24 protein-coding genes and 1 riboswitch are annotated in these 23,611 nt (G+C 66.0%); of the genes, 13 read left to right on the top strand and 11 right to left on the bottom strand.

All coding sequences use genetic code 11. The annotated features are described in order from the left end of the window. Window positions 1-22 precede the first annotated feature (22 nt). Window positions 23-1,537, top strand: a complete 1,515-nt coding sequence (locus IB269_RS15515; RefSeq protein ID WP_013802466.1) for a PLP-dependent aminotransferase family protein — start codon at window positions 23-25, stop codon at window positions 1,535-1,537. A 30-nt stretch (window positions 1,538-1,567) separates the two neighbouring features. On the opposite strand, the gene IB269_RS15510 is transcribed toward IB269_RS15515, so the two are convergent. Continuing rightward, window positions 1,568-2,848 carry a serine hydroxymethyltransferase gene (locus IB269_RS15510; protein ID WP_192367583.1) on the bottom strand — a complete coding sequence of 427 codons (1,281 nt, stop codon included), beginning with the start codon at window positions 2,846-2,848 and terminating at the stop codon, window positions 1,568-1,570. Window positions 2,849-3,355: 507 nt separating this feature from the next. Here IB269_RS15510 and IB269_RS15505 point away from each other — a divergent pair. The 5 genes from IB269_RS15505 to IB269_RS15485 all read left to right on the top strand — a co-directional run bounded on the left by IB269_RS15505 (window position 3,356) and on the right by IB269_RS15485 (window position 7,678). Continuing rightward, the gene (locus IB269_RS15505) at window positions 3,356-4,318 is read left to right on the top strand and encodes an AurF N-oxygenase family protein (protein WP_012205541.1); all 963 of its coding nucleotides are present in this window, start codon (window positions 3,356-3,358) and stop codon (window positions 4,316-4,318) included. After that, window positions 4,315-5,394, top strand: a complete 1,080-nt coding sequence (locus IB269_RS15500; RefSeq protein WP_192367582.1) for a 2Fe-2S iron-sulfur cluster-binding protein — start codon at window positions 4,315-4,317, stop codon at window positions 5,392-5,394. The genes IB269_RS15505 and IB269_RS15500 overlap by 4 nt, the downstream gene beginning before the upstream one ends. 51 nt (window positions 5,395-5,445) lie before the next feature. Next, the gene (locus IB269_RS15495; protein ID WP_192367581.1) at window positions 5,446-6,150 is read left to right on the top strand and encodes a glutamine amidotransferase; all 705 of its coding nucleotides are present in this window, start codon (window positions 5,446-5,448) and stop codon (window positions 6,148-6,150) included. A gap of 94 nt (window positions 6,151-6,244) precedes the next feature. Next, window positions 6,245-6,613 carry an antibiotic biosynthesis monooxygenase family protein gene (locus IB269_RS15490; RefSeq protein WP_012205544.1) on the top strand — a complete coding sequence of 123 codons (369 nt, stop codon included), beginning with the start codon at window positions 6,245-6,247 and terminating at the stop codon, window positions 6,611-6,613. 366 nt (window positions 6,614-6,979) lie between these two features. Then, the gene (locus IB269_RS15485) at window positions 6,980-7,678 is read left to right on the top strand and encodes a hypothetical protein (RefSeq protein ID WP_192367580.1); all 699 of its coding nucleotides are present in this window, start codon (window positions 6,980-6,982) and stop codon (window positions 7,676-7,678) included. Between the two features lie 244 nt (window positions 7,679-7,922). On the opposite strand, the gene IB269_RS15480 is transcribed toward IB269_RS15485, so the two are convergent. Together IB269_RS15480 and IB269_RS15475 are read right to left on the bottom strand one after the other, a co-directional pair. Then, a complete protein-coding gene (locus tag IB269_RS15480) occupies window positions 7,923-8,264 on the bottom strand; it encodes an H-NS family nucleoid-associated regulatory protein (RefSeq protein ID WP_013802462.1) in 342 nt (113 codons plus the stop codon). A gap of 241 nt (window positions 8,265-8,505) precedes the next feature. Then, a complete protein-coding gene (locus tag IB269_RS15475; protein ID WP_013802460.1) occupies window positions 8,506-8,769 on the bottom strand; it encodes a hypothetical protein in 264 nt (87 codons plus the stop codon). 212 nt (window positions 8,770-8,981) lie between these two features. On the opposite strand from IB269_RS15475, the gene IB269_RS15470 reads away from it, so the two are divergent. Next, window positions 8,982-9,386: a hypothetical protein gene (locus IB269_RS15470; RefSeq protein WP_192367579.1), complete on the top strand. Its 405-nt coding sequence runs from the start codon at window positions 8,982-8,984 to the stop codon at window positions 9,384-9,386. A gap of 155 nt (window positions 9,387-9,541) precedes the next feature. Next, window positions 9,542-9,862: a heavy metal-binding domain-containing protein gene (locus IB269_RS15465; protein WP_012205554.1), complete on the top strand. Its 321-nt coding sequence runs from the start codon at window positions 9,542-9,544 to the stop codon at window positions 9,860-9,862. A 42-nt stretch (window positions 9,863-9,904) separates the two neighbouring features. Here the strand turns inward: IB269_RS15465 and IB269_RS15460 are convergent, their stop codons facing one another. Further along, window positions 9,905-10,849 carry an ABC transporter substrate-binding protein gene (locus tag IB269_RS15460; RefSeq protein ID WP_192367578.1) on the bottom strand — a complete coding sequence of 315 codons (945 nt, stop codon included), beginning with the start codon at window positions 10,847-10,849 and terminating at the stop codon, window positions 9,905-9,907. A gap of 5 nt (window positions 10,850-10,854) precedes the next feature. Further along, complete coding sequence (locus tag IB269_RS15455; protein WP_192367577.1) at window positions 10,855-12,759, bottom strand: TonB-dependent receptor domain-containing protein; 1,905 nt, start codon at window positions 12,757-12,759, stop codon at window positions 10,855-10,857. A 69-nt stretch (window positions 12,760-12,828) separates the two neighbouring features. Then, window positions 12,829-13,056: riboswitch (cobalamin riboswitch) on the bottom strand. Between the two features lie 95 nt (window positions 13,057-13,151). On the opposite strand from IB269_RS15455, the gene IB269_RS15450 reads away from it, so the two are divergent. Beyond that, window positions 13,152-13,541, top strand: a complete 390-nt coding sequence (locus tag IB269_RS15450) for a hypothetical protein (RefSeq protein WP_017406629.1) — start codon at window positions 13,152-13,154, stop codon at window positions 13,539-13,541. A 111-nt stretch (window positions 13,542-13,652) separates the two neighbouring features. Then, window positions 13,653-13,844, top strand: a complete 192-nt coding sequence (locus tag IB269_RS15445; RefSeq protein ID WP_192367576.1) for a helix-turn-helix transcriptional regulator — start codon at window positions 13,653-13,655, stop codon at window positions 13,842-13,844. A gap of 9 nt (window positions 13,845-13,853) precedes the next feature. On the opposite strand, the gene IB269_RS15440 is transcribed toward IB269_RS15445, so the two are convergent. After that, the gene (locus IB269_RS15440; protein WP_192367575.1) at window positions 13,854-14,660 is read right to left on the bottom strand and encodes a sulfite exporter TauE/SafE family protein; all 807 of its coding nucleotides are present in this window, start codon (window positions 14,658-14,660) and stop codon (window positions 13,854-13,856) included. Between the two features lie 128 nt (window positions 14,661-14,788). On the opposite strand from IB269_RS15440, the gene IB269_RS15435 reads away from it, so the two are divergent. After that, window positions 14,789-15,556 (top strand): AraC family transcriptional regulator, encoded by a 768-nt coding sequence (locus tag IB269_RS15435; protein WP_013802455.1) that lies wholly within the window; start codon window positions 14,789-14,791, stop codon window positions 15,554-15,556. Here the strand turns inward: IB269_RS15435 and IB269_RS15430 are convergent. Then, on the bottom strand, window positions 15,553-16,764 hold the full coding sequence (locus tag IB269_RS15430) for an MFS transporter (protein WP_192367574.1): 1,212 nt from the start codon (window positions 16,762-16,764) through the stop codon (window positions 15,553-15,555). The genes IB269_RS15435 and IB269_RS15430 overlap by 4 nt on opposite strands. A gap of 76 nt (window positions 16,765-16,840) precedes the next feature. Between IB269_RS15430 and IB269_RS15425 the strand changes: the two genes are divergently transcribed. Together IB269_RS15425 and IB269_RS15420 are read left to right on the top strand one after the other, a co-directional pair. Then, window positions 16,841-17,290: a winged helix-turn-helix transcriptional regulator gene (locus tag IB269_RS15425; RefSeq protein WP_192367573.1), complete on the top strand. Its 450-nt coding sequence runs from the start codon at window positions 16,841-16,843 to the stop codon at window positions 17,288-17,290. A 3-nt stretch (window positions 17,291-17,293) separates the two neighbouring features. Then, entirely contained in the window at window positions 17,294-17,785 is a 492-nt protein-coding gene (locus IB269_RS15420; RefSeq protein WP_225614155.1) for a rod shape-determining protein, read from the top strand. A 95-nt stretch (window positions 17,786-17,880) separates the two neighbouring features. Here IB269_RS15420 and IB269_RS15415 read toward each other — a convergent pair whose 3' ends face one another. The 4 genes from IB269_RS15415 to IB269_RS15400 form a co-directional block, all read right to left on the bottom strand. After that, window positions 17,881-19,878 (bottom strand): TonB-dependent receptor domain-containing protein, encoded by a 1,998-nt coding sequence (locus IB269_RS15415; protein ID WP_013802452.1) that lies wholly within the window; start codon window positions 19,876-19,878, stop codon window positions 17,881-17,883. A 331-nt stretch (window positions 19,879-20,209) separates the two neighbouring features. Beyond that, window positions 20,210-21,658, bottom strand: coding sequence for a D-serine/D-alanine/glycine transporter (gene cycA / locus IB269_RS15410; RefSeq protein WP_192367571.1), 1,449 nt, complete (start codon window positions 21,656-21,658; stop codon window positions 20,210-20,212). 276 nt (window positions 21,659-21,934) lie between these two features. Further along, window positions 21,935-22,345, bottom strand: coding sequence for a polyhydroxyalkanoate granule-associated phasin (locus IB269_RS15405; RefSeq protein WP_071955864.1), 411 nt, complete (start codon window positions 22,343-22,345; stop codon window positions 21,935-21,937). A gap of 82 nt (window positions 22,346-22,427) precedes the next feature. Continuing rightward, window positions 22,428-23,519, bottom strand: a complete 1,092-nt coding sequence (locus tag IB269_RS15400) for an MBL fold metallo-hydrolase (protein WP_099750885.1) — start codon at window positions 23,517-23,519, stop codon at window positions 22,428-22,430. Window positions 23,520-23,611: the final 92 nt, after the last annotated feature.

The following is a 23,611-nucleotide window of genomic DNA, read 5'->3' as shown; positions in this document are numbered from 1 at the left end:
GAGATGAAAGGCGGCAGACCGCATGAGCAAGACCTTCGAGCTTGAGACCCTGAAGATCCGCATGGGAGATGCCGACCTGCGACAGCTGGACCTGCACCAGCGGGTGCAGCGCGCCATGCGTGCGCTGATCCTGGATGGTGCGCTGCTGCCGGGACTGAAACTGCCGGCCACGCGCTCGCTGGCCGACTCGCTGGGCATTGCCCGCGACACGGTGGAGAACGCCTACACCCAGCTGCACCGCGACGGCTTCATCGTGCGGCGCCAGGGATCGGGCAGCTATGTCTCCGAGACCATCGGCACCGAGCTGCGGGGCCGGGCGGCGCGGCGCGGCCGCTCGCCCGAGCACGAGCGCAGCGCCCAGGTGGCCGCAGCGGGCAGGGCCGGTGCCGGCCTGAGCCGGCGCGGCCAGGCCATTGTTGACGGCGGTGGCATCGCCGACCAGCAGACCATTCGGGCCTTTGCCACCGGCCTGCCCGAGACGCGCACCTTTCCCACCGATGTCTGGGAGCGGCTGCAGCGCCAGGCGCTCAAGGACTACCGTGCCAGCGTCCTGCTGCACGGCGACCCGCAGGGCGCCGAGCCGCTGCGCAAGGCCATTGCCACCTACCTCAACCTGGAGCGCGGCGCCAAGGTGGACGCCGGGCAGATCGTGGTGCTCAGCAGCACGCGGCAGGCGCTGTTCCTGTGCGCGCAGCTGCTGGTGGATGCGGGCCGGCCCATCCTGCTGGAGAACCCGGGCTACTTCGGCGCCAGAAAGGCCTTCGAATCGGCCGAGGCCAAGGTCCTGCCCATCGACGTGGACGCGCAAGGCATTCGCACGGACCTGCTGCATGCCGACCGCAGCGGCGCCACCTGCGTCTATGTCACGCCGTCGCACCAGTACCCCACGGGCGTCACCATGCAGCTGGAGCGGCGGCTGGACCTGATCCGCTGGGCCTTCGAGAGCGGGCGCTGGATCATCGAGGACGACTACGACAGCGAATTCCACTACGACGGCATGCCCACCGCCTGCGTGCAAGGCCTGGACAAGCACGCGCGCACCATCTACATCGGCACCTTCGGCAAGACCCTGTACCCGGGCCTGCGCATGGGCTACATGGCCTTGCCGCAGGAGCTGGTGCGCGCCTTTGTCCAGGCGCGCAGCATCATGGACGGGCACACGCCCCAGATCCAGCAGCTGACGCTGGCGCGCTTCATGGAAGACGGCCACTACAACTCCCACGTGCGGGCCATGCGCAAGCTGTACGCGGGGCGGCGCGAGGTCATCCTCGAATCCATAGGCAGGCACCTGGCCGGCATCGTCACCGCGCCACGGCCCCAGGGCGGCATGCAGGTGCCCTGCCTGCTGGAGCCCGGCTGGTCCGAGGAGGACACCATCCGCCGCGCCGCCGCAGCCGGCGTGCTGCTGCAGGGGCTCAGCCGCCTGTACGCTGGCGAGCAGCGGCAACCGGGCTGGCTGCTGGGCTATGCCTCGCTCACGGCCTACGAGATCGAGGCCGCCGTGCTGCGCCTGGCCAACGCGCTGCGAAAACCCTGACAGGTTGGGAGACGCCGGACGCTGCATGCCTCAATAGGGCAGGGGAAAGCGCCCGGTCAGGTCGGACACGCCTTCGTGGATGGACTTGAGCGTGCGCGCGTTCATGGTGCCGCTGCGTATGCCGCCCAGCGTGGCAAGAATCATGTCGCCGATCTCGCGGAACTCGTCGGCGCCCATGCCGCGCGTGGTGCAGGCCGCGCTGCCCACGCGGATGCCCGAGGTCACCAGCGGCCGCGCGCCATCGCCGGGTACGGCGTTCTTGTTGACCGTGATGCCGATCTGCTCCAGCGCCGTTTCGGCGGCCTTGCCCGTCAGCTCCCAGGGGCGCAGGTCGATCACGCCCAGATGGCAGTCCGTGCCTGCGGACACCACGGACAGTCCGCCCTGCGAAAGCCGGTCGCACAGCACGCGGGCGTTGTCCACCACGGCCCGCGCATAGGTGCGAAAGGCGGGCTTGAGCGCCTCGCCCAGCGCCACCGCCTTGGCCGCCACCACATGCATCAGCGGGCCGGACTGCAGGCCCGGAAACACGGCGGCGTCTATGCGTCTGGCGATCTCGGCGTCGGCCGAGAGGATCATGCCGCCGCGCGGCCCGCGCAGCGTCTTGTGCGTGGTGGTCGTGGTCACATGGGCGTGCTCCACGGGCGAGGGGAACACGCCCGCGGCCACCAGCCCCGCCACGTGCGCGATGTCGGCCATGAAGAGGGCGCCCACCCGGTCGGCAATGCGCCGGAACTCGGCCCAGTCCATCTGCCGTGAATAGGCCGAGCCACCGGCAATGATGAGCCTGGGCCGCTCCTTCAGCGCAATGCGCCGCACCTGGTCCATGTCGATGCGCTGGGAGCGGGCGTCCACCTCGTAGCTGATGGACTGGAACCACTTGCCCGACACGCTCACGCGGGAGCCGTGCGTCAGGTGGCCGCCCGAGCGCAGGTCCAGCCCCATGATCTTGTCGCCGGGCTCCAGGAACGCCAGGTACACGCCCTGGTTGGCCTGGCTGCCCGAGTGCGGCTGCACGTTGGCGTGCGCGCAGCCGAACAGCGCCTTGGCACGCGCAATGGCCAGGTTCTCGACGGCATCGGCATTGGCGCAGCCGCCGTAGTAGCGCACGCCCGGATAGCCCTCGGCGTATTTGTTGGTCAGCACCGAGCCCTGCGCCTCCATCACCGCGCGGCTCACGAAGTTTTCAGAGGCAATCAATTCAATCGAGCGTGACTGGCGAATCCGCTCGGCCGCGATGGCATCCCAGGCCTCGCTGTCTGCCTGTTGAAGATCCAGTGAATTGATTTTGGGGAGCGATAAATCGTCCATGTCGCATTGGCTGTCTTGGAGGCGCTGAAGCACGGGAATCGGCAGCGTCCGGGTTATGGAAGGATTTGGAAACCAGGACGCATCGGTAATGGGCAGTCTACAAATTGCAGCCGCCTTGATTCCGACCATGTTTCAGCGGGTGAGCAGACCAATTAAGGTGGCATGCCAATGTAAACGGTTGAAAAAAGCGGTCTGGTTCATTGACGAAAATAGGTCTGTTTGAATCCATGCTCTCTCCATAGAATTCGCCGCCAGACGTTGAAAGTCATGAGATCCAATACCGCCACGAATCATCCGCAATCAGCAGTCGGGCAGATTGATTCAAGGCGGAATATGACAGAGTGAAGAAATCCATGGCAACGTATCTGCCATCTGCGGCGTCATTTGAAGCGCCATGTGCATCGTCATTTGCAGCGCCATTGGTGATTGCGGCGGATGGAGAAAGCGGGGGGAGGGAATAGGCGATTTGACTCAGATCAATCAAGTTCAATCACACGGAGTTGAAAAATGAATCTCGATATCTCTCGGACAGATGACGCCGTGCGCGATGCGCTCAAAAAGCTGTCCCTGCTCTGGAAGTCAAGAGCGGCCGTGAATCAGGACCTGCCTGATTACTGCGGCTTGGCGTTCGACCCCGCCCGGCAGGACTTCACCGCCTCGCTGCTGCCGTTTCGCGATCACCAGGCATGGGTGGAGGCACCCCAGCACCTGCGCGACCAATGCCTGTCCTACGCCTGGGGCATCTACAACCTCAAGACCATCTACATCGAGTGCAACGTGGTCACGCCGGCCTGCGAGGACATCATCAAGACCCCGCCGCCCAGCGCCAACCGGGCGCTGCTGCAGGACGTCATGTCCCAGGCCCTGCTGGACGAGGCCCTGCACACCCGCATGTCCATCATGGCCTGCAACTACATCTACGAGATGCGCGGCCTGGCGCCGCTGGACTACGCGGACTTCAACCTCGTCGGCTGGCGCAACGGCGTGCTGGCGCAGTGCGGCGCGGAATGGGAGCGCCGCCTGGCCCGCTTCGCCATTGCCTGCGCCAGCGAGACCCTGATCACCGACTACCTCAAGACCATGGCCGAGGACCGCAGCATCCAGCCCATCTGCCACGAGGTCACCCGCACCCACGCCGTGGACGAATGGAGCCACTCCAGCGTCTTCAGCTCGGTGGCCACCGACATCGTCCAGGGCCTGAGCAACCGCGAGCGCAGCTACCTGCGCTCCATCATCCTCAAGACCGTGCAGATGTTCGCCAACAACGAGCTGGGCGCCTGGTCCACCGTCTTCACCATGGTCGGCATGCCGCATGCGCGCGACATCCTGCACGACGTGGGCGACAGCAACGAGATCGGCGTCTACACCGACTCGGTGCAAAGCCTGATCGACCGCATCGGCCTGGCGGGCCGCAACCTGGGCGGCAGCGTGGCGCTGGTGTCCTCGGTCCTCGAGGAGATGCAGGCATGAGCGCCGCCCTCCAGGCAGGCAGCACGCTGGCGCGCTGCGCCGCGGCACGGGCAGAGGCGGGCGGCGTCATGGTCTACACCCTGCGCGTGCAGGGCGCCTCGGCGCAGTTCCTCGGCGGCCTGCGGCCCGGCCGGCATGTGGCCGTCGAGCATGCCGACGCCAGCGGCGCCGTGCAGCAGCGGCTGTACTCCATCACCCGCTACGAGCCCTGCAGCGAGCACGACGGCGCCGGCCAGTTCGACATTGCCGTCAAAAGCTCGGGCCGGGGCAGCGTCTCCGACCACATGCATGCCGTGCTGCGCGCAGGCTCCACGCTGCCGCTCGGCCACGTGGCCGGTGACATCACGGCCGACCTGGTGCTGGGCCTGGACTCCCTGGTCATGCTGGCCGGCGGCATCGGCCTGACCCTGCCGCTGGCGCTGCTGCGCGAACTGGACCGGCAGCAGCAGCAGGGCCAGCGCGTGCCGCGCACCACGCTGCTGCTGTGCTTTGCGCGCATGGCCGACATTCCGTTCCTGCAGGAGCTGCAGCAGCTGTGCGAAACGGCATCTTGGTTCGACCTGCGTATCCACATCACGCGTGAAGACATTGCCGCCCACGGCCCCTTCGTGCCGGGCCGCCCCTCGCAGCAGTCCCTGCTGGCGCTGGGCCAGCCCCAGGCAGTGGTCATCTGTGGTGGCCACGCCTTTGCGCAGACCTTTCGCGAGCATGCGCGGGCCTGCTTTCCCGGTGCCATACAGCACATCGAGGCCTTCACGCCGCCTGCCGCATCCACCGCCCAGCCAGGCGAGACCGCGCAGGCATGCCAGCTGCAGATCGCGCACAGCGGGCAGATTGTCGAAGCCGCGTCCGGCAAAAGCCTGCTGGAAATCCTGGAGGGCGTGGGCATTGCCATCCGCAGCCAGTGCCGGGCCGGCATCTGCGGCAGTTGCCGCATCCGCATCACGGGAGGCAGTTCACGGCTGGAGGCGGACTTTTGCCTCAGCGACAGGGAAAAGGAGGCCGGCTATGCCTTGGCCTGCTGCACCTTCCCCTCGGCAGGCCATATCCACGTCGATCTCAAGCCCGGCGCCTGACGGGCTCCGCACGTTCCAAGCCACCCTCCTGTATCCACCTGAGTTCCTCCCATGAAAAAAGCCATCGCGCTGCGCCATATCCACTTCGAAGACCTGGGCACCCTGCATGCTGAGTTCGCCAGCCGCGGCTACGAAGTGCAGTACGTCGATCCCAGCATCGGCGAGCTTGACACCCTGGACCTGGGCCGTGCCGACCTGCTGGTCGTGCTGGGCGGACCCATAGGTGCCTATGACGAGGCGCTTTATCCCTTCGTCGCCCAGGAGCTGGCGGCCGTGCGCCACTGGCTGGACAGCGGCAAGCCGCTGCTGGGCATCTGCCTGGGCGCGCAGCTCATTGCGCGCGCGCTGGGCGCCAGGGTCTACCCGCTGGGCGTCAAGGAAATCGGCTTTTCGCCGCTCACGCTTACCGATGCGGGCCTGGCCTCGCCCCTCGCCAAACTGGACGGCGTGCCCGTGCTCCATTGGCATGGCGACCAGTTCGACATTCCCGAAGGCGCCGTGCACCTGGCTGGCACCGCCATCGGCGCCAACCAGGCCTTCGCCGTGGGCCCGCAGGTGCTGGGCCTGCAATTCCATCTGGAGGCCGACGCGGCCCGGCTGGAGCGCTGGCTGGTCGGCCATGCCTGTGAGCTCGGCATGGCCAAGGTGGACCCGCGCACGCTGCGCGCCGATGCCCAGAAATACGGCGGCCTGCTGACCCTGGCCGCGCGCGATGTGCTGGCTGCCTGGCTGACCAACCTGGAGCGCAGCCGCTGAACCTGCGGCGCCGCCCATTCACCCATTTCCCCCACGCCGGAGCCGCCGCTGCGCGGCGCCGGAATCTCTGTTCCCGAAAAAAGGAGAGTTGAAGATGGTTGTCGTACTGTTCGAACTGCAGGCCTTGCCCGGCCAGAACCAGACCTATGTGGACCTGGTCAACAAGCTCACCCCCATGCTCAAGCCCATGGAGGGGTTCATCTCTGTGGAGTGCTTCCAGAGCACGCTCAACCCCGAGAAAGTCATGTCCGTCACCACCTGGCGCGACGAGGAAGCCGTCGTCCAGTGGCGCAACGTGGAAGCCCACCTCAGCGCCCAGCGCGCCGGCCGCGACAAGATCTTCAAGGACTACCGCGTGCGCGTCACCCAGGTGCTGCGCGACTACGGCCTGAACGACCGCGCGCAGGCGCCTGCGGACAGCATCATGGGCAAGGCAGGCAGCTGCCCGGTCAGCCACGCCTGAGGGGCAGGCCGGGCATCAAAGCAAAAAAAGCAGAAAAGGCAGGCGCGGGAGGGCGTCTGCTGTGTCTGCCCGGGCCGGCATGACGCTGCCGGTTGAATAAGAAAAACAAATGAAGAATGAAGAAATAATAGAAAAATAACAATTTCAGGCAATCGTCAGGCTGGTGCACTTGTATTCAAGTGTAAGGAATCCAAAGTGTTCGGATTTTCCCCAGTCTCGAGAGGCTAGACTACAGAAACACCATCTGCATTGTTCATTGGCTTGTTCAGGCCGTGGATGGGTGCTTTCTGGAATTTGATAATCAAATATCAAGAATATTTCCTATATTCCTGCTTGATTATTCATTTATTTTAAAAAGGGGTTTTTGTGAAGTTTTCCGCGTTTCTTACTGGGGCTGCCGTTCTTGCTCTTGTTCTTCCAGCACATGCAGAGTCCAGTTTGAATATCAGCGGCATACGCTTGGGCGCCACGCCAGATCAGGCCCGTGCTGCCGCTGCGGCCGCCAATCCGAAATATGTTTTTTCCGATCTGCGGCGCGCCGGAGAGGAGAAAGTCGCAGGTTTCGAGGCCAAGGATGATCCGCGCAAGGTGTTTCCGCCCGATCTGCTCAAGGTCATTTTCGACGAGCGAAATGCCACCTGGTTCGTGTACCGGGAGCAGCGTTATGAAACCGGCTCGCGTCCAACCAAGGAAGCCACCTTGGCAGCCTTGAAGGAAAAATACGGCGAGCCTTCTTTCACTGACGTGGATGTCCTGCGTGGACTGGCTTCATGGCAATTCGATCGCGCTGGCAAGATCTACAAAGGCGCGCGTGGACAGGCCCCATGCCCAGGTACCCGCAACCGTGGTTCAACCCCGGAAAAATTCGGCGAGCGCTGCGGCTCGTTTGTGCAGGCACAGTGGAACTTCATGAATCCGGAAAAGCTGGTGGAGCAGCTTCAGGTCACCATCGTGGAGACGCAGCACGTCTATGACGCGCTAAAGCAGCAGCAGGACGCGGCCGACTCGGCAAAGAAGAACGCCCTCGACGCGGAACGTGCCAAGGCTGTGAAGCCCAAGCTCTGAAAACGGGATCTGCTACAGAAATCCCGATGGGTACCACCCTGCAGCGCAGGCCTTGCTGGTTCCCTCTTGCACGACCGCCATGGACGCCCTGCAAAGATGCACAGGGCAGCCACATTGCCGGCGCCAGGCCGGAAAAAAAGCCCGCTGAATGCTCAGAGGGCTTTTTTTCGGAGGGCACAGATTCCTTCGCATCGGAACCTCACGGCATCGCACTGCATCCTGAGTGCCGCCGTGTGCAGCGCCTTCAGTTGCGAGCTGCCGCTGCCGCCATTTCGGCGAGAAACGGGCCTTGGGCCGCTTCGGGTTTGCTTTCGATGAGGAAGTCTTCGCGATCCTGGTCCTTGATCCAGTTCGGAGGCTTGCCTCGACCTGTCCACGTCGCTCCCGTGGCCGGATCGCGATACTTCGCCGGCGCACTGGTTTTTTCAGGGATGTAGGGGAACACTTGCTGTTGGGTGAACCCGAAATCGGTCACCAGCTTCTGGACCTTGGACAGGGCAGCGTCGGCCGCCGAGGTGCGGGCCTTGGCAATTTCCATGTCCAGCGCGGCCTTGGCCGCAAGGAGTTCTTTGAGGGACTGTGTCATTGGTGTCGTGAAATTTTGAAGCCAGATTATGGGGCTGTTCGGGCAGCCGCGTGGTGTCCGGATCATGCAGGCCGATGAAAGGAAGGCAGCCCGCCTGAGCCTGCTGCCGAGCCGGGTGACCGCAGGCCCGGGCAGGAAAGCCGGTCTTGCCCTCATCTGTGGTCGCGCGTACTACCCCGCACGGCCGCAGCGATCACGCCAGATGGAATATCCCGCGTTACACCGGCCTGGCAAGGCAGCCCTAAGCTTCCAAGCTGCGAACGAATTCGCTCCCCACCTCGACTCCTAGAAGCGAGTCCACGGCCGCCACCCGCTTCAGCGCTTCGTCGGCGCTGAAGCCATTTCCCTCCAGCACGGCCAATGCATCGTTGTGCAGGGCATAGGCCAGGTGCGCTGCGATCCGTACGCTCGGATCCGCATCCACGTTGCTCCCCAGATATCCGCTAAGGAGAAGACGGATCTCGTATATGGCTTTCGCCAGGATTTTTGACTCATTGGTGCGCATGGGATGGTCCTGCCATGAATACTGGCGACTGTGTACCGGAACCATGAATGTAAGTACTTGGGCCATCTACGGCCCGGCGTGATGGCGGGCATCAAGGCAAATCTCGCCATACTTTGCGACACAATCCGCCTCTTGAATACCTCTGAAGGAGATGGCCTGTGCCAGTGCCCCGCCATTGGATCGAATTCGTTGAGGACTGGCGTTCCGAACCCATGGCCTACTGGGTGCATGCCGAGCAAGAGGTTGGGCTCTGGTGCCGCGCCAGCCGTTACCTGCCCTCGGCACCTGCTCACATTCCCCACAAGGGCTTTGCCGTTCTCTGCGTGGAGTTTGGGGCGCATGTACTGCGTTTTTCCTCTGCGGCTCAGCTCGATGAGTGCATTCGTGTACTTTCCATGAAACCCTTGCCCACATCGCGCCAGTTGTCCAACCTGCGCGTCACGTCGCTGGGGCCAAACGGGCATTGGTTGAGCCGGCTGCCGGTGGCGATCAAATCCGGAAAGGCAAGAGGGCGGGTGGTGATGGGGCTTGAACAGACGCGGGCAGCGATAGTAGGCAAGTCCGATGGGGGGACGTGCCAGAACTCGGCTGAGCGGACCAATGCCCTGGCGAGCTGACAGCATCATTACAACTGGCACAGACTGCACCGCAGCAGCGGCCAAGTCGCTCCGTGTCTAGGATCAAATCTCCAAACAATCGCTTGACGGTTCACAGCTAGTCCGGCCGAGTGGCGAAAGCTCGGCACTCCCATCACCAACACCCAGGAGCTTCAATGATCATCACCACCACCCCCCAGATCGAAGGCCGCCGCATCACCCGCTACTGCGGCGTGGTCGCGGGCGAGGCGATTTTGGGCGCCAATGTGTTCAAGGATTTGTTTGCCGGGCTGCGCGACATCGTGGGCGGGCGGTCGGCCACCTATGAGCGCGAGTTGCAGCGGGCGCGCGAGATTGCGCTCAAGGAGCTGGAGGAACGCGCCCAGGAACTGGGCGCGAATGCCGTGGTGGGGGTGGACCTGGATTACGAAGTGCTGGGCCAGGGCAACGGCATGTTGATGGTGTCTGCCAGCGGCACGGCCGTGGTGCTGGAGTAGGCAAGGCTATCGGCCAAGCGGGTCAAGCTCTGGCCAGCGAAGTCAACGCGGCGCCGTGCCCCGCATCTCCAGGCAGCGGCCCAGCGCCCGCGCTGCCTCGCCCAGGCGCGGGCCGGGTCGGGAGACCACGTCCGTCTCGACCAGGTCCAGCGCGCAGATGCGGCCTGAGCGCACGGCGGGCATGCGGCTCCAGCCGGGGCGGGTGGCAAAGCTGGCCGATGGCGTCTGCGGCGTGTGGATGATGAGTTCTGGCTGCTGGCGCAGCACGTATTCGGGCGTGATGCGGGGGAAGGGCCCCAGGTTCTGCGGCAGCACATTGCGCGCGCCCAGGCGCTGCAGCAGCTGGCCTATGAATGAGTCCGGCCCCGCCGCATAAGGCGTGGCGTCCACCTCGAAATACACCTTCTGCCCGGCGGGCGCATGCGCCGCCAGCGCCTTGGCCTGCTGGTCCACCTCGGCCTGCATGCGCGCCAGCAGGGCGTTGGCGCGCTGCACCTGCAGCAGCTGGTCGAGCTTGTGCAGCACCTGCTCCAGCTGCGCCATGTCGTTGGCGTCCAGCGCCAGCACCGGAATGCCGAAGCGCTCCAGCTGCGCGATGACGGGTGCGGAATACGCCATCAGCACCACGTCGGGCCTGAGCCGCACGGTGGCCTCGACCAGCGGGGCAAAAGTGTGGCCCAGCTTGGGCAGGGCGGCCACGCGCGCCGGGTGGTTGGAGAACTCGTCCACGCCCACGATGCGCTCACAGGCCTCCAGCGCGCACAGCGATTCGGTCAGCGAGGGCAGCAGCGAGACGATGCGCTGCGGCACGCGCTCCAGGCGCACCTGGCGCCCGCGCATGTCGGTAATGGTGTAGGGAGTGGCTGTGCTTGTGCTGCCTTGGCTCGCGTCTCCCGTCTTTTGCGCATGGGCGTTGCTGGCGCCGCCCGCGCAGGCCAGGGCGGCGATCAGCAGCAGAAGGCGGGGCAGGCGCACAAGCAGGTGCATGGCGGTCAGGGCAGGGGAGTCCAGCGCACGCTGACGAACACGGTGCGGCCTGCGTTCGCATAGCCGCGCGTGGGGGCGTAGTCGCGGTCGGCGATGTTGTTGACCCGGGCCAGCAGCGTCCATTGCCTGGTCAGCTGGCGCTGGGCGTAGAGGTTGACCACGCCGTAGCCGCCCAGCTTGAAGGTATTCGCCTCGTCTGCGTAGCGGCCGCTGTACAGCTGCGCTTCGCCGCCCAGCGTCCAGCCGGCCGCCTGGGTGTCGGCGTTGAGCTTGAGCATGCGCTTGGAGCGGTAGGGCAGCAGCTTGCCGGTCTCCAGGTTCTCGGGGTTCATGAAGTCCAGCGAGGCGCCCAGGTTGGCGCTGCCCAGGCGCGTGCTGCCCGACAGCGTCAGGCCGGTGATTTCCACGCTCTGCCAGTTGCGGTAGCAGTTGCAGGGAACCGCGCTGTTCCAGTCGTATGTGATGAGGTTCTTGAACTTGTTGCGGTAGACCACGGCCGAGAGGCGGTTGGCACCGGCCGCATAGTGCAGGCCCGTTTCCACGTTGGTGCTGCTTTCGGGCTTGAGGTCGGCCGCCGCCTGGCCCGTGAAGCGCTCGTACAGCGTGGGCGTTCTGAAGGCCGTGCCGGCCGATGCCACCCAGCGCCAGCGCTCGTCGATCTGCAGGCCGTAGCCCAGGCCGCCCGTGGTCTTGTTCTGCTGGTCGCGCACCTGGTCGTGGCGCAGGTTGGCGTCGAACTGGTGGCGTCCCTCCGTCAGGCGCCAGCCGGCCGACAGGGAGTTCTGCACGCGCCGGCTGTCGGTGTTCTGGGTCCAGGCGTATTGCGTGTCCAGCTTGTCCTCGCGGCGCTCCAGGTCGATGTTGAAACGGTGCTGGCCCAGCGTGAACAGGTTCTGCAGCAGGTAGTTGGTGGAGCGGCCCTTGGCGCTTTCGGGCGACTGGGTGTGGCGGTCGCTTTGGCTGTCGGTATGGGAGATCTGGACCACGCTTTTGTAGATGGCGTTCCAGCCGGCCTGCCAGCGCAGGCTGCCGGTGGTGTTCTTGACCACGTCGTAGTCGTCGAACGGCGGCGGGCTCTGGTCGTAGTGGGTGCGCAGGCGGCTGTGCAGCAGGCTGGCATCGATCTGGTGGATGCCCGTTTTGTAGCCCGCGTTCAGGCCCAGCGAGGTGTTGCTGTAGCCATCCTTGTCCGGGTTGGGCGAGAAGGTGTTTCCGGGGTAGACGTCGAAGCCGTCACTGCGCTCGTCAGCCAGGTTCAGCCCATAGGTGAAGCCGTTGGCACCGCCCTGAAATCCCGTGGCGAGCTTGCTGGTGCCCTGGTTGCCTATGCCGGCCTCGGCATAGGCGCGGGTCTGGCCGTCCGCCCGCTTGGTGAAGATCTGGATCACGCCGCCCATGGCGTCTGAGCCATAGATGGCGGCGGCCGGGCCGCGCAGCACTTCGATGCGCTCGATCTGCGCCAGCGGCAGGGTGGACCAGACCGCGCCGCCCTGCAGCTCCTGCGAGCTGTAGCGCACGCCGTCGATGAACACGGCAGTGTGCTGGTTGCTGGTGCCGCGCAGGTAGACCGAGGTGACCTGGCCCGGCCCGCCATTGCGGTTGATCTGCACGCCCGGCACCTGCACCAGCAGGTCGGCCACGCCCGTGGCGCCGCTGCGGGCAATGGTCTCGGCGTCGATCACGGTCATGTCGGCCGTGACGGTGTGCAGGGACTGTTCGCTGCGCGAGGCAGTGACGACCACGGTATCGAGCTGGGAGGCCTGTGCGCGCTGCGCCTGTTGTGCCTGTGCTTGGGCCTGGCAGGCCAGCAGCGAGGCCGCAGCCAGGGCGGACAACGTGCGCAGTACGGGAAACGCCGAGGGCGAGCGAAGAGCGGCGCCAGGGGCGCGCGCGAGGGCGAGGGTGTGCATGGATGCGAGCCAGTTGCGCGCCAGCGACCCCGCCGGCACGGAAACCACAAAGACCGGCTGCGCTGCATGCGCGGCCGGCCGCCTGTTGGCCGGTATCCAGACTGGTGACGCACTCGCCAAGGCCTTCCCGGGCTGTACGCCCAGTGGCACGGGTTTGGCGGGGGCCGGTGCCATGCACGCGGCGTTTCACTCACTGTTGCGGGGGCAGTACATGCGGGCGGCTTTATCTGGCCGCCCCATGTTTCCCGTTTAACCGCAGCCCCTGGGGCTGCTGGCACCAACGGCGGCGATTGTACGGCGGGGCGTTCAGTACCGATGTAAAGCTTGCTTGACATGTCCGCGGATGGCATTGCACAATGTCAAGCATCCTTTACACATTGCGAGAGACTTCCATGAATCAAACAACGGTCACCAACCGCCGCTATCAGAAGGAACTTGGATTTGCGCTGCTGCTCTACATGGCGCTGCTTGTGGGGGCGCTTTTGCTCAGCGCCGACATGCAGGCCGGGGCCCTGCGCACGGCGCTGCTGCTGAGCCCCATGCTGGCGTTTGCGCTGGCCGTGCGGGCCATCGTGCGCCTGGTGCGCGATACCGACGAGTTCCTGCGCAAGTCCATGCTGGAGCAGCTGGCGATTGCGGCGGCGGGTACGGCGGGCCTCACCTTCACCTACGGATTCCTGGAAATGGCAGGTTTTCCCAAGCTCAGCATGTTCATGGTATGGCCCTTGATGGGTGCGCTCTGGGTGGCGGCTTCGGTGGCCCACTGGCTGCGCAGCCGATGAGCTGTTCCGCCAAAGTGCCCCTCCCATGAAAAATGACCCCCGCGCTCCCCTTGCTGTGCAAGGTCCGCTGCCCCCCGAGGGGGTGCCTTTTCATCTTGGGGCGGCCCTGCGATGAAAAACACCATCCGTGAACTGCGCGCCGAGCGCGGCTGGAGCCAGGCTGCGCTGGCGGACCTGCTGGGCGTGTCGCGCCAGACCGTGAACGCGATCGAGACAGGCCGCTACGACCCCAGCCTGCCGCTGGCATTCGCCATCGCCCGGGTGTTCGAGACCCGTATCGAGTCCATCTTTGAAGAGGGATGAGCGCCGCGTTCAGGCCACGATCATGACCAGCAGCACCAGGCCCAGCAGGGCCAGGTAGGCCTTGGCATGCAGGGCATCGGGAATGCGGCCGATCAGCGGGGCCGCCAGCCTGATGCCGGTCCACGATCCGGCCGTCAGCAATGCAAAGGCCTGCAGGTCCACATAGCCCACATGCCAGGGGCCCAGCCCCGCGCCCCGCGATGCCAGCATGTAGGCAGCGGTGCCCGCCACGGCCATGGGCAGGGACAGCGGGCTGGCCATGGCCGTGGCCGCCGCCATGCTGGCGCCACGCCTGCGCATCAGCGGCACGGTCATCACGCTGCCGCCCACGCCCAGGAAGGCTGCAATCGCGCCAATCGCCAGGCCTGCGATGGCGGCGGGCCTGCGGCCCATGGGCTGCAATTGGGCGGTGGTGCCGTGCACGAAGCCCGGGCGCAGCAGCGCGTCGGCAATGGTCAGCGCAAGGTAGGCAATGAAAGCCCAGCGCACCCATTCCCCGCTGATCCAGGTGGCGGCCGCCGCGCCCGCCACGGCGCCGGCCGCGATGAAGCCGGCCAGTGCCCGCACCTGATCCCAGGGCAGAGCGCCCGCGCGGTGCTGGCGCAGCGTGGCCATGGAGGCGCCGAAAATCATCACGCAGGTGGAGGTGGCCACGGCAATGTGCATGGCAGCCTGGCCAACGGCGGAGTCCGCGCCGTGGATGGAGGTCAGCAGCGCATAAAGCAGCGGAACGGCCACGAAGCCGCCGCCAAAGCCGAAGAGCACGGTGGTCACGCCGGCAAGCACACCGAAAGCCAGCAGCAGGAGAGGGAACACAGACAGTCCTTTGGAAAAAACGAGCAAGGACTGAACCTTAGGATGCTGCGGTTTGGCCTGCTTTCGCGGATAGGTCAATAATCCTCGAATTCCTGCCAAAGCCTGTTGGCTGTTTTCCGGACATCCCCATGCTCAACATCCCGCTGCATTCCGTGGACGCCGTGGCTCGCGACGTGCTGGCCATCGGCACCGACTACACGCCTGGCACGCTGCTGCCCACGCACAGCCACCGGCGTGCCCAGTTTCTCTATGGGATGAGCGGGCTGATGGAAGTGGAAACCGACGACGGCGCCTGGACCATCCCGCCCTACAGCGGCGTGTGGATTCCGGCCAGCAAGCCGCACAGCGTGCGCATGCAGGGCGTGAGCACGCGCAGCCTGTACATCGAACCGGCTGCTGCGCCTCGCCCGGGTGTGCATTGCGAGGCCCTGGTCGTCACCCCGCTGCTGCACCAGCTGCTGCTGTCCTGCGCCGACCTGCCGGCGCTGTACGACGAAGCAGGCCGCGACGGCGCCCTGGTCACGCTGGTGCTGCATGAGCTGGCCTCGGCCCGCAGCCTGCCGCTGTTCGCGCCCATTCCCCGCGATGAAAAGCTGGCCGCCCTGTGCAAGCAGTTCCTGGCCCAGCCCAGCATCCGCGCCACGCCCCAGGATTGGGCACAGGCGTTGAACAAGAGCCTGCGCACCTTCAGCCGGTTTTTCCAGCAGCACACAGGCATGGCCTTTGGCGCCTGGCGTCAGCAGGCCTGCCTGCTGGCGGCGGTGTCGAGGCTGTCTGCGGGCGCATCGGTCACGCAGGTGGCCCTGGACCTGGGCTATGACAGCCCCAGCGCGTTTTCCACCATGTTCCGCAAGGCGCTGGGCCGGGTGCCTTCGGAGCTGGTGAGCCGGGTCTAGGCGGGGACGCTGGCCTGGGCAGCCGTCTCCCGCGTCATGGCCCAGAACACCAGGGCCGCCAGGCTGAACGCCGCCCCCGCCACGCAGACGCCGTGCCAGCCAAACCGCGCGTAGGCGTTGGTGGAAATCAGCGCGCCCAGCCCGCTGCCCACGGCATAGAACAGCATGTACAGGCCCACCAGCCGGCTGTGGGCCTGCGGGTTGCTGCGAAAGATCAGGCTCTGGTTGGTCACATGCAGGGCCTGGCCGCCCAGGTCCAGCAGCACGATGCCGACTACCAGCGCCCACAGCGATTGCTCCAGCAGCGCAATCGGCGCCCAGGCCAGCAGCAGGATCACCAGCGCGCCCAGGCTGGTGCGCTGCGCGAAACCCTGGTCGGCCCAGTGGCCGGCACGGGCTGCTGCCAGTGCGCCCACCACGCCCGCCAGGCCAAAGGCGCCGATGGCCGTGAGCGACAGGCTGTAGGGCGGTGCGCTCAGCGGCAGAACCAGGGCGCTCCAGAAGATATTGAAGGTGGCAAACATCAGCAGGGCCAGCATGCCGCGTGTGCGCAGCATGCGGTCCTGGCGCAGCAGCTGGAGCATGGAGGCGAGCAGCTGCGTGTAGCTGGGTGCATGCAAGGGCACCGCCAGCCGGGGCAGCTGCCGCCACAGGAGCCAGGCCAGGGCCAGCATCAACAGGGCCGAGCAGGCATAGACGCCACGCCAGCCAGCCAGGTCACCCACGGCGCCGGCAAACACGCGCGCCAAAAGCAGGCCGATGAAAACCCCGCCCTGGGCCGCGCCCACCACGCGCCCGCGCTCATGCGCCTGGCTGGCGCTGGCCGCATAGGCGATCAGCCCCTGCGTCATGGCCGTGCCCAGCAGGCCCACGGCCAGCATGCCCGCCAGCAGCAGAACGGCCGAACGCGCGGTGCTGACGGCCGCCAGAGCCAGCACCAGGCCCAGCAACTGCAAAAGCATGAGCCGCCGCCGCTCCAGCCGGTCGCCCAGCGGCACCAGCAGCAGCAGCGCCAGCGCGCAGCCGGCCTGCGTGGCGGTGACCACGCCGCCCACGGCCGCATGGCTGATGCCGAAGTCGGCCGACAGCGCCTCCAGCAGCGGCTGGGCGTAGTAGACATTGGCCACGCTCAGGCCGCTGGCAGCGGCGAACAGCAGCACCAGGCTGCGCGGCATGCGGACCGTGTCCGGAGCAGGGAAGGCGTTCATGGGTTGAATCCGGTTGCAAAACAAAACTGGTTGGATGCTAGTTGAACCAGTTTTGAAATGCAACCACAATGACGTCATGAAAGAAGACACCCGTCCTGACACACCGCAGCCCTGTCCGGTGGCCCGCTCCCTGGATGTGATCGGCGACCGCTGGTCGCTGCTCATCGTGCGCGATGCCTTCGATGGCATCAGCCGCTTTGGCGATTTCCAGCGCAGCCTGGGCGCGGCCCGCAATATCCTGGCCGACCGGCTGCGCCGGCTGGTGGAGGCCGGCATCCTCGAAACCCGCCCGGCCGCAGAAGGCTCGGCCTACCTGGAATACGTGCTCACGGCCCAGGGCCTTGAGCTGTTCCCGGTGATCGTGGCCTTGCGGCAGTGGGGTGAAGGCCATCTGTTCGCGCCGGGCGAACCTCATTCGCTGCTGCTGGACCGCCAGACCGGCCAGCCTGTCGCGCCCATGCTGCCGCGCAGCGGGGATGGCCGGGCCTTGCTGCCGGGCCAGACCGTGGTTCAGAAAATCGATTGATGGATGTCCATGCTCTCTGCCTTCCTACCACTCATCTACGTACAGATTTCTCCCAAGCGCCTGACGCTGAAGGATCCGAAGACCGGGCAGACCCTGTCGGAGGTTCCCGAGCTGGCCCTGAGTCCGCCGCCCCGGCGCCGGATTCTCGCGGCCGGCCCGCAGGCCAGGCTCGCGGCTGCATCGGAGCCTGCCGAAGTCGTCAATCCCTTCGCCCACCCGCGTTCGCTGATATCGGACTTCATCCTGGCCGAGCAGCTTCTCAAGTACCAGCTCAGGCGCATGCATCGGCGTGCTTGGCTGGCGGCCTCCCCGCACATCGTCATCCATCCGCTCGGCGACCCCGAGGGCGGATTCACCCAGGTGGAACTGAGGGCCTTGCGCGAGCTGGCCAACGCGGCCGGCGCCTCGAAGGTGAATGTCTGGACAGGCCGGCCCTTGACAGACGAGGAATTGCTGACGCGCAAGCCCCCTGCGCAGGGCGGTGTCTGGGAGTGAGGCTTTGCTCCTCGCCATGAAAAAAGCGCCCGTCACAACGGGCGCTTTGTCTGGGTCAGCGCAAGGGCCGATAACGCGCTATCAGAACCGCGCCATCAGAACCGCGCCGTCATCCCCACGAAGTAGGTACGGCCGCCGTTGTCATAGTTGGCGCCGATGGTGCGGGTTTCCTTGTCGGCCAGGTTGATGATGCCGGCGCGCAGGGTGAGGGTGTCGGTCACGTTGTAGTTCATGGACACGTCAAAGGTCGTATAGGCCTTGGCGAAGGTGGTGGCCGTGCCCGTGGTCACGACTTCCTTGCCCACGTGGCGGGCGCTGAACATGGCGGACCAGCCCTGGCGGATCTGCCACTGCAGCGACGAGTAGATGGACAGCTCGGGCACGGCCAGCAGCGAGGCGCCCGTGCTCAGGTTCTTGGACTCGAACATCTTGGTGATGTTGGTGTTCCAGGTCAGGCCCTTGGCCAGGGGAACGTTCACGAAGCCTTCCAGGCCGCGCGTGCGGGCACGCTGGGCGTTGGCCATGCGGGTCCACCAGAAGCCGTTGTAGAAGCCCAGCGGCTGGTAGTCGATCTTGTTCTTGAAGTTGGTGTGGAAGTACGTGGCGCCCAGGGCCCAGCCATTGCGGTCCCAGCTCGTGCCCAGCTCGAAGTTGGTGCTGGTCTCGGGCTGCAGGTCGGGGTTGCCGGCCATGTAGCAGCCGCGCGTGCCGTCGGCGTTGACGCTAGTGCTGGTCCAGCCCATGCCGGCCAGGCTGCGGCAGCCGTTGCCCCCGGATTGCGTGGCGGCGCTGGCCGAGTTTTCCTTCAGGTTGGGCGCACGGAAGCCGCGCGAGACGCCGCCGCGCACCGTCCACTCCGAGGCCGGGTGGTAGACCAGGTAGGCGCGCGGGCTCCAGTTGTTGCCGTATTTCTGATGGTGGTCCATGCGCAGGCCCAGCGTCAGCGCCAGGTTCTCGCGCAGGAAGATCTGGTCCTCGCCGAACAGCGCCCAGGTGGTGGCGCTCAGGCCCGAGCCCGAGACCGGGCGCCCCGCGTAGTCGATGGGCGCCAGGCCGATGGTGTCGCGGTTGTCCAGCGACTCGCGGCGCCACTGCATGCCCAGCGTCATGGCCTGGTCCAGGCCCCACAGCTTCAACGGCTTGTCGATGCGGCCGTCCAGCGTGGTTTCCTTGGAGTTGTTGCCGATGGTGTCGCCCTTGTCCTCGTACTTGTTGTGCACGAGGTTGAGCTTGGAGGTCAGGTCGCCCCAGCGGCCGTCATGGCTGAGGCCGAACTTGGTCTGCTCCAGCTTGCTCAGGCCCCAGGGATAGACCACCTGGTCGCCCGACGCCGTGCGCGCGTCGGAGCCCGTGGCGCGCTGGATGCCTTGCGCGGCCTCGATGCCGATCACCTGGTCGGGCGTGAGCTGCCAGTTGAGCAGGGCGTTGAGGTTTTGCTTGCGCGAGCCGGCCGTGGACTGGTAGGTGCCCGGGAAGCCGCCCGTGCTCTCGTCGGCTGCGCGGTCCGTGTAGTTGCCGCCCAGGCGCAGGCCGAACTTGTCGGACAGCGGGCCGCTGATGTTGAAGCCCAGCTGGCGCGTGTCGCCGCGGTCGCCGTCGGAGGGCTTGCTGTAGTTCAGCGTCGTCGAGCCGCTCCAGCGCTTGCCGATCTTGCGCGTGATGATGTTGATCACGCCGCCCATGGCGTCCGAGCCGTACAGCGAGGACATGGGACCGCGCACCACCTCGATGCGCTCGATCATCTCGGGCGAGATCCAGTCCAGATCCTGCGAGCCCAGGTCGTCGCGGTAGTTGATGCCGGCAGAGTTGCCCTGGCGCTTGCCGTCCACCAGGATCAGCGTGTACTTCTCGGGCAGGCCGCGCAGCTTGATCTTGGACTGGGCGCCCGTGCCCGACAGGCCGCCGGTCACGCCGGGAATGGTGGACAGCAGCTCGCCGATGCTGGTGACGGGCTTGCGCTCGATGTCCTCGCGGGTAATCACGCTGATGCTGGCCGGCGCTTCCTTGATGTCCACGGCCGTGCCCGAGGCCGTCACCACCACGGTGGACAGGGACGTGTCGGCCTTGTTGTCGGCTGACTGGGCATGGGCCATGGATGTGCATGCCAAGGCGGCGCAAAGAGGAAGCGGGCGGAGCACCGAGATTCTGACCATCTTTGTAAAGTTCCGGTTTGGTTAAAAATCAAGGTGCGAATGATAACGATTTGTATCCACATCTTTTTGTTGGCGTAAAGACAGTTGTATTTTTGTTTACTCGTTATCTAACTGCTGGACAGGCCAAAGATGCTGTGCACAAGTTTGGTGCGCAGCAAGAGGGGCAGCGGAGGCGCTGAGGGAGGCGCTGAAGGGGGCCGCAGAGGGTGCGCGGGCGCCAAAGGCCCCTGCAATGGCCGCCCCCATGCGCAGGGGGGCGGCCGGGAGAGGGTCAGCGCGGTTCGGCTGCCGTGCCCGCAAGGGCGGTGGAACGCTCCGCCGACTGGCGCGATGCCTGGCGGCGCACGAACTGGTAGGCGATGGCCAGCAGGGCAAACCAGACCGGCGTCACCACCAGCGCCTGGCGCGTGTCGGCCTGCAAGGTGAGCAGGCCCAGGATGGCGGCAAAGAACACCAGGCAGGCCCAGCACATGGCCACGCCGCCGGGCATCTTGTAGCGCGAAGCCTCATGCAGGGCCGCGCGCTGGCGCCGGTAGGCGATATAGGACAGCAGGATCAGCGACCACACGAACATGAACAGAATGGCCGATACCGTGGTGACCAGCGTGAAGGCTTCCACAAGATCGGGCACCACCCACATCAGAAACGCGCCGGCCAGCAGGCAGGTGCAGGAAAACAGCAGCCCGCGCGAGGGCACGCTGCTGCGCGACAGCCGGTGGAAGGCCCGGGGCGCATCGCCCTTGAGTGCCAGGCCGTAGAGCATGCGGCTGGTGGAGAACACGCCGCTGTTGGCCGACGAGGCAGCCGAGGTCAGCACCACGAAATTGATCACGCCCGCGGCGGCCGGCAGGCCTGCGAGCACGAACAGCTCCACGAACGGGCTCTTGCCGGGCACCACGTCGCGCCAGGGGGTGACGGCCATGATGGCGATCAGGGCCAGCACGTAGAACACGATGATGCGCACGGGAATCGAATTGATGGCGCGCGGCAGCGTGCGCTCGGGGTCCTTGGCCTCGGCCGCCGTGGTGCCCACCAGCTCGATGCCCACGAAGGCGAACACCGCGATCTGGAAGCCCGCGAAGAAGCCCATCATCCCGTTGGGGAACATGCCGCCGTCATTCCAGAGGTTGGACAGGCTGGCCGTGCGGCCCGCAGGCGAGACGAAGGCGGCCCCCACCATGTACAGCCCCGTGCCCACCAGGGCCACGATGGCCACGATCTTGATCATGGCGAACCAGAATTCGATCTCGCCGAACAGCTTCACCGTCAGCAGGTTCAGGCCCAGCAGCAGGCCCACGCAGGCGATGGCCGGTGCCCACTGCGGCAGGTCCGGGAACCAGAACTGCGAGTAGGCCGAGATGGCGATCACGTCGGCAATGCCCGTGACGATCCAGCAGAACCAGTACGTCCAGCCCGTGAAGAAGCCCGCCCAGGGGCCGAGCAGGTCGGATGAGAAGTCGATGAAGGAGCGGTACTGCAGGTTGGACAGCAGCAGCTCGCCCATGGCCCGCATCACGAAGAACAGCATCACGCCGATGATGGTGTAGACAAAGATGATGGACGGGCCGGCCAGGCTGATGGTCTTGCCCGAGCCCATGAACAGGCCCGTGCCTATGGCCCCGCCGATGGCGATGAGCTGGATATGGCGGTTGGTGAGATTGCGCTGCAGGTCGTCTTGACCGTGCAGGCCCTGGCCGGCTGGCGGGGCCTTGTGTGTCATCAGAGAACTCCGGGGAAGACTGGCAAAGCGATGGCAGAAAGGGGGAATCCGCCTGCCGCGGCCGTGTTTTCAGTCTCTGCATGGAGTCCATGCCTGGAAATGCGGCAGCGCAGCAAAACGGAACGAAGGCCGCGAGGATACCCGAACCTCGCCCTCGCATCGGCCCTGCCGCGCCGCCGCGCTCCGGTGAATGGAGCGGGCTTGATATGGGTGGATCAGCCGCGTTGAGCAGCGATCAGTCGCACTTGGCCGTGCTCATGCCGCGCTCAGCCGTGCTCAGCCGCGCGCCAGGCGCTTGGCATTGGCCACCGCCGTGCGGTGCACGGGGGCCAGGCCCTTGCCCACCACGCCCCACATGGCGTTTTGCCATTGCGAGGCCTGCGATGCCAGGACTCCGCCGTTCCAGCTGGAGGTGCTCCAGGGGGTCCAGCACATGCGCATCCAGGCCTGCATCAGGGCCTGGCTGGCAACCATGGACTGCATGCCCATCGCCGCCCAGGATTGCTGGAAGGCTGTCTGTTTCTCGGACACCATGCGTGTGAATTCACGCCGGTCCCGCGCGGAGGGATTGGCACCTGCCATGGCCATGCGGGTAAGGCGATGGGCCACGACCTGGGGCGCTGCGACGGCCAGGTCGGTGGCCTGGCGGGCGACCAGGGCGGCCCGGGGATTTTTGCGATTTGCCATGTGCACTCCTGAAGCTGGGTTCACTTTATCCAGATGGATGCCGGCCCGCGTAGGCCGATGACGCAATGCAGCAAAAACGGATTTATCGCGGCTGGGCCTGTGGCGCTGACGCGGCTGCGTCCTGCACGGCAGGGGATACCAGGGCACGCCACCAGCGCTCGCCTGCATGGGGGGCATCCAGGTCCACGCGCTCGCCCATCATGGGGGTGGCCACGGCAATGCCGTGCTCGGCACCCAGGGCCAGCACGCGCTCGAAGGGGTCCCACCAGGCATGCATGGCCAGGCTGAAGGTGCCGTTGTGAATGGGCAGCAGCCAGCGTCCGCCCAGGTCGCGGTGGGCCTGCACGGTCTGGGCCGGGTGCATGTGCACATAGGGCCAGTGCGGGTCGTAGGCGCCGGTTTCCATCAGCGTGAGGTCGAAGGGGCCGAAGCGCCGGCCGATTTCCGCAAAGCCGTCGAAATAGCCGCCGTCGCCGCTGAAGAAGACGCGCAGCGTGTCGGCGCTTGCCAGGTCCTCGATGACCCAGGACGCCCATAGCGTGCGGTTGCCGTCGCGCAGGCCCCGGCCCGAGAAATGCTGGGCCGGCGTGGCCGTGAAGCGCAGGCCGTCCACCTGCACGTCCTGCCACCAGTCGAACTGGCGCACCTTCTCGGGGGCCACGCCCCAGTCCATGAGCCGGTCGCCCACGCCGAGCGTGCACAGGAAGAAGTCGACCCGGGGCGCCAGGGCGCGGATGGTGGCACGGTCCAGATGGTCGTAGTGGTCGTGCGAGAGCACCACGCCGCGCAGCGCGGGCAGTTCATGCAGGGCGATGGGCGGCGCATGAAAGCGCTTGGGGCCGATGAAGGAAAAGGGCGAGGCGCGCTCGGCAAACACCGGGTCGGTGATCCACCAGCCGCCGCGCAGCTTCATCAGCAGCGTAGAGTGGCCCAGGCGGTACAGGCTGCGCTCGGGGGCGGCGGCCAGGTCCGCCGGGGTGAGCCGCTGCACGGGCAGGGGCGCCGCAGGCTCGGTGTCCTTGGGCTTGTTGAAGAAAAAGTCCCACATCACCTTGGCGTCGGGCTGGGGCGCGTTGGCGGGGCGGGGATGGACGTTGCGAAAGCGCCCGCCCACCGACTGGGGTGATTGGGCGTAGTCGGCAATCGGGGCGCGGAAGATGCGGGGTGTTTTCACGGTGCTCCGTCGGTGTTCAGGCCGCCGCCATCATGGAACCGGTGGCGCAGCCCTGTCGAGATGGTGGTCTTGGCGGCCCGATTCAAGGCGCC

This window comes from Delftia sp. DLF01, from assembly GCF_014852125.1.
Lineage (GTDB): Bacteria > Pseudomonadota > Gammaproteobacteria > Burkholderiales > Burkholderiaceae_C > Comamonas > Comamonas acidovorans.
This window is presented reverse-complemented; position numbering and strand designations above follow the sequence as displayed.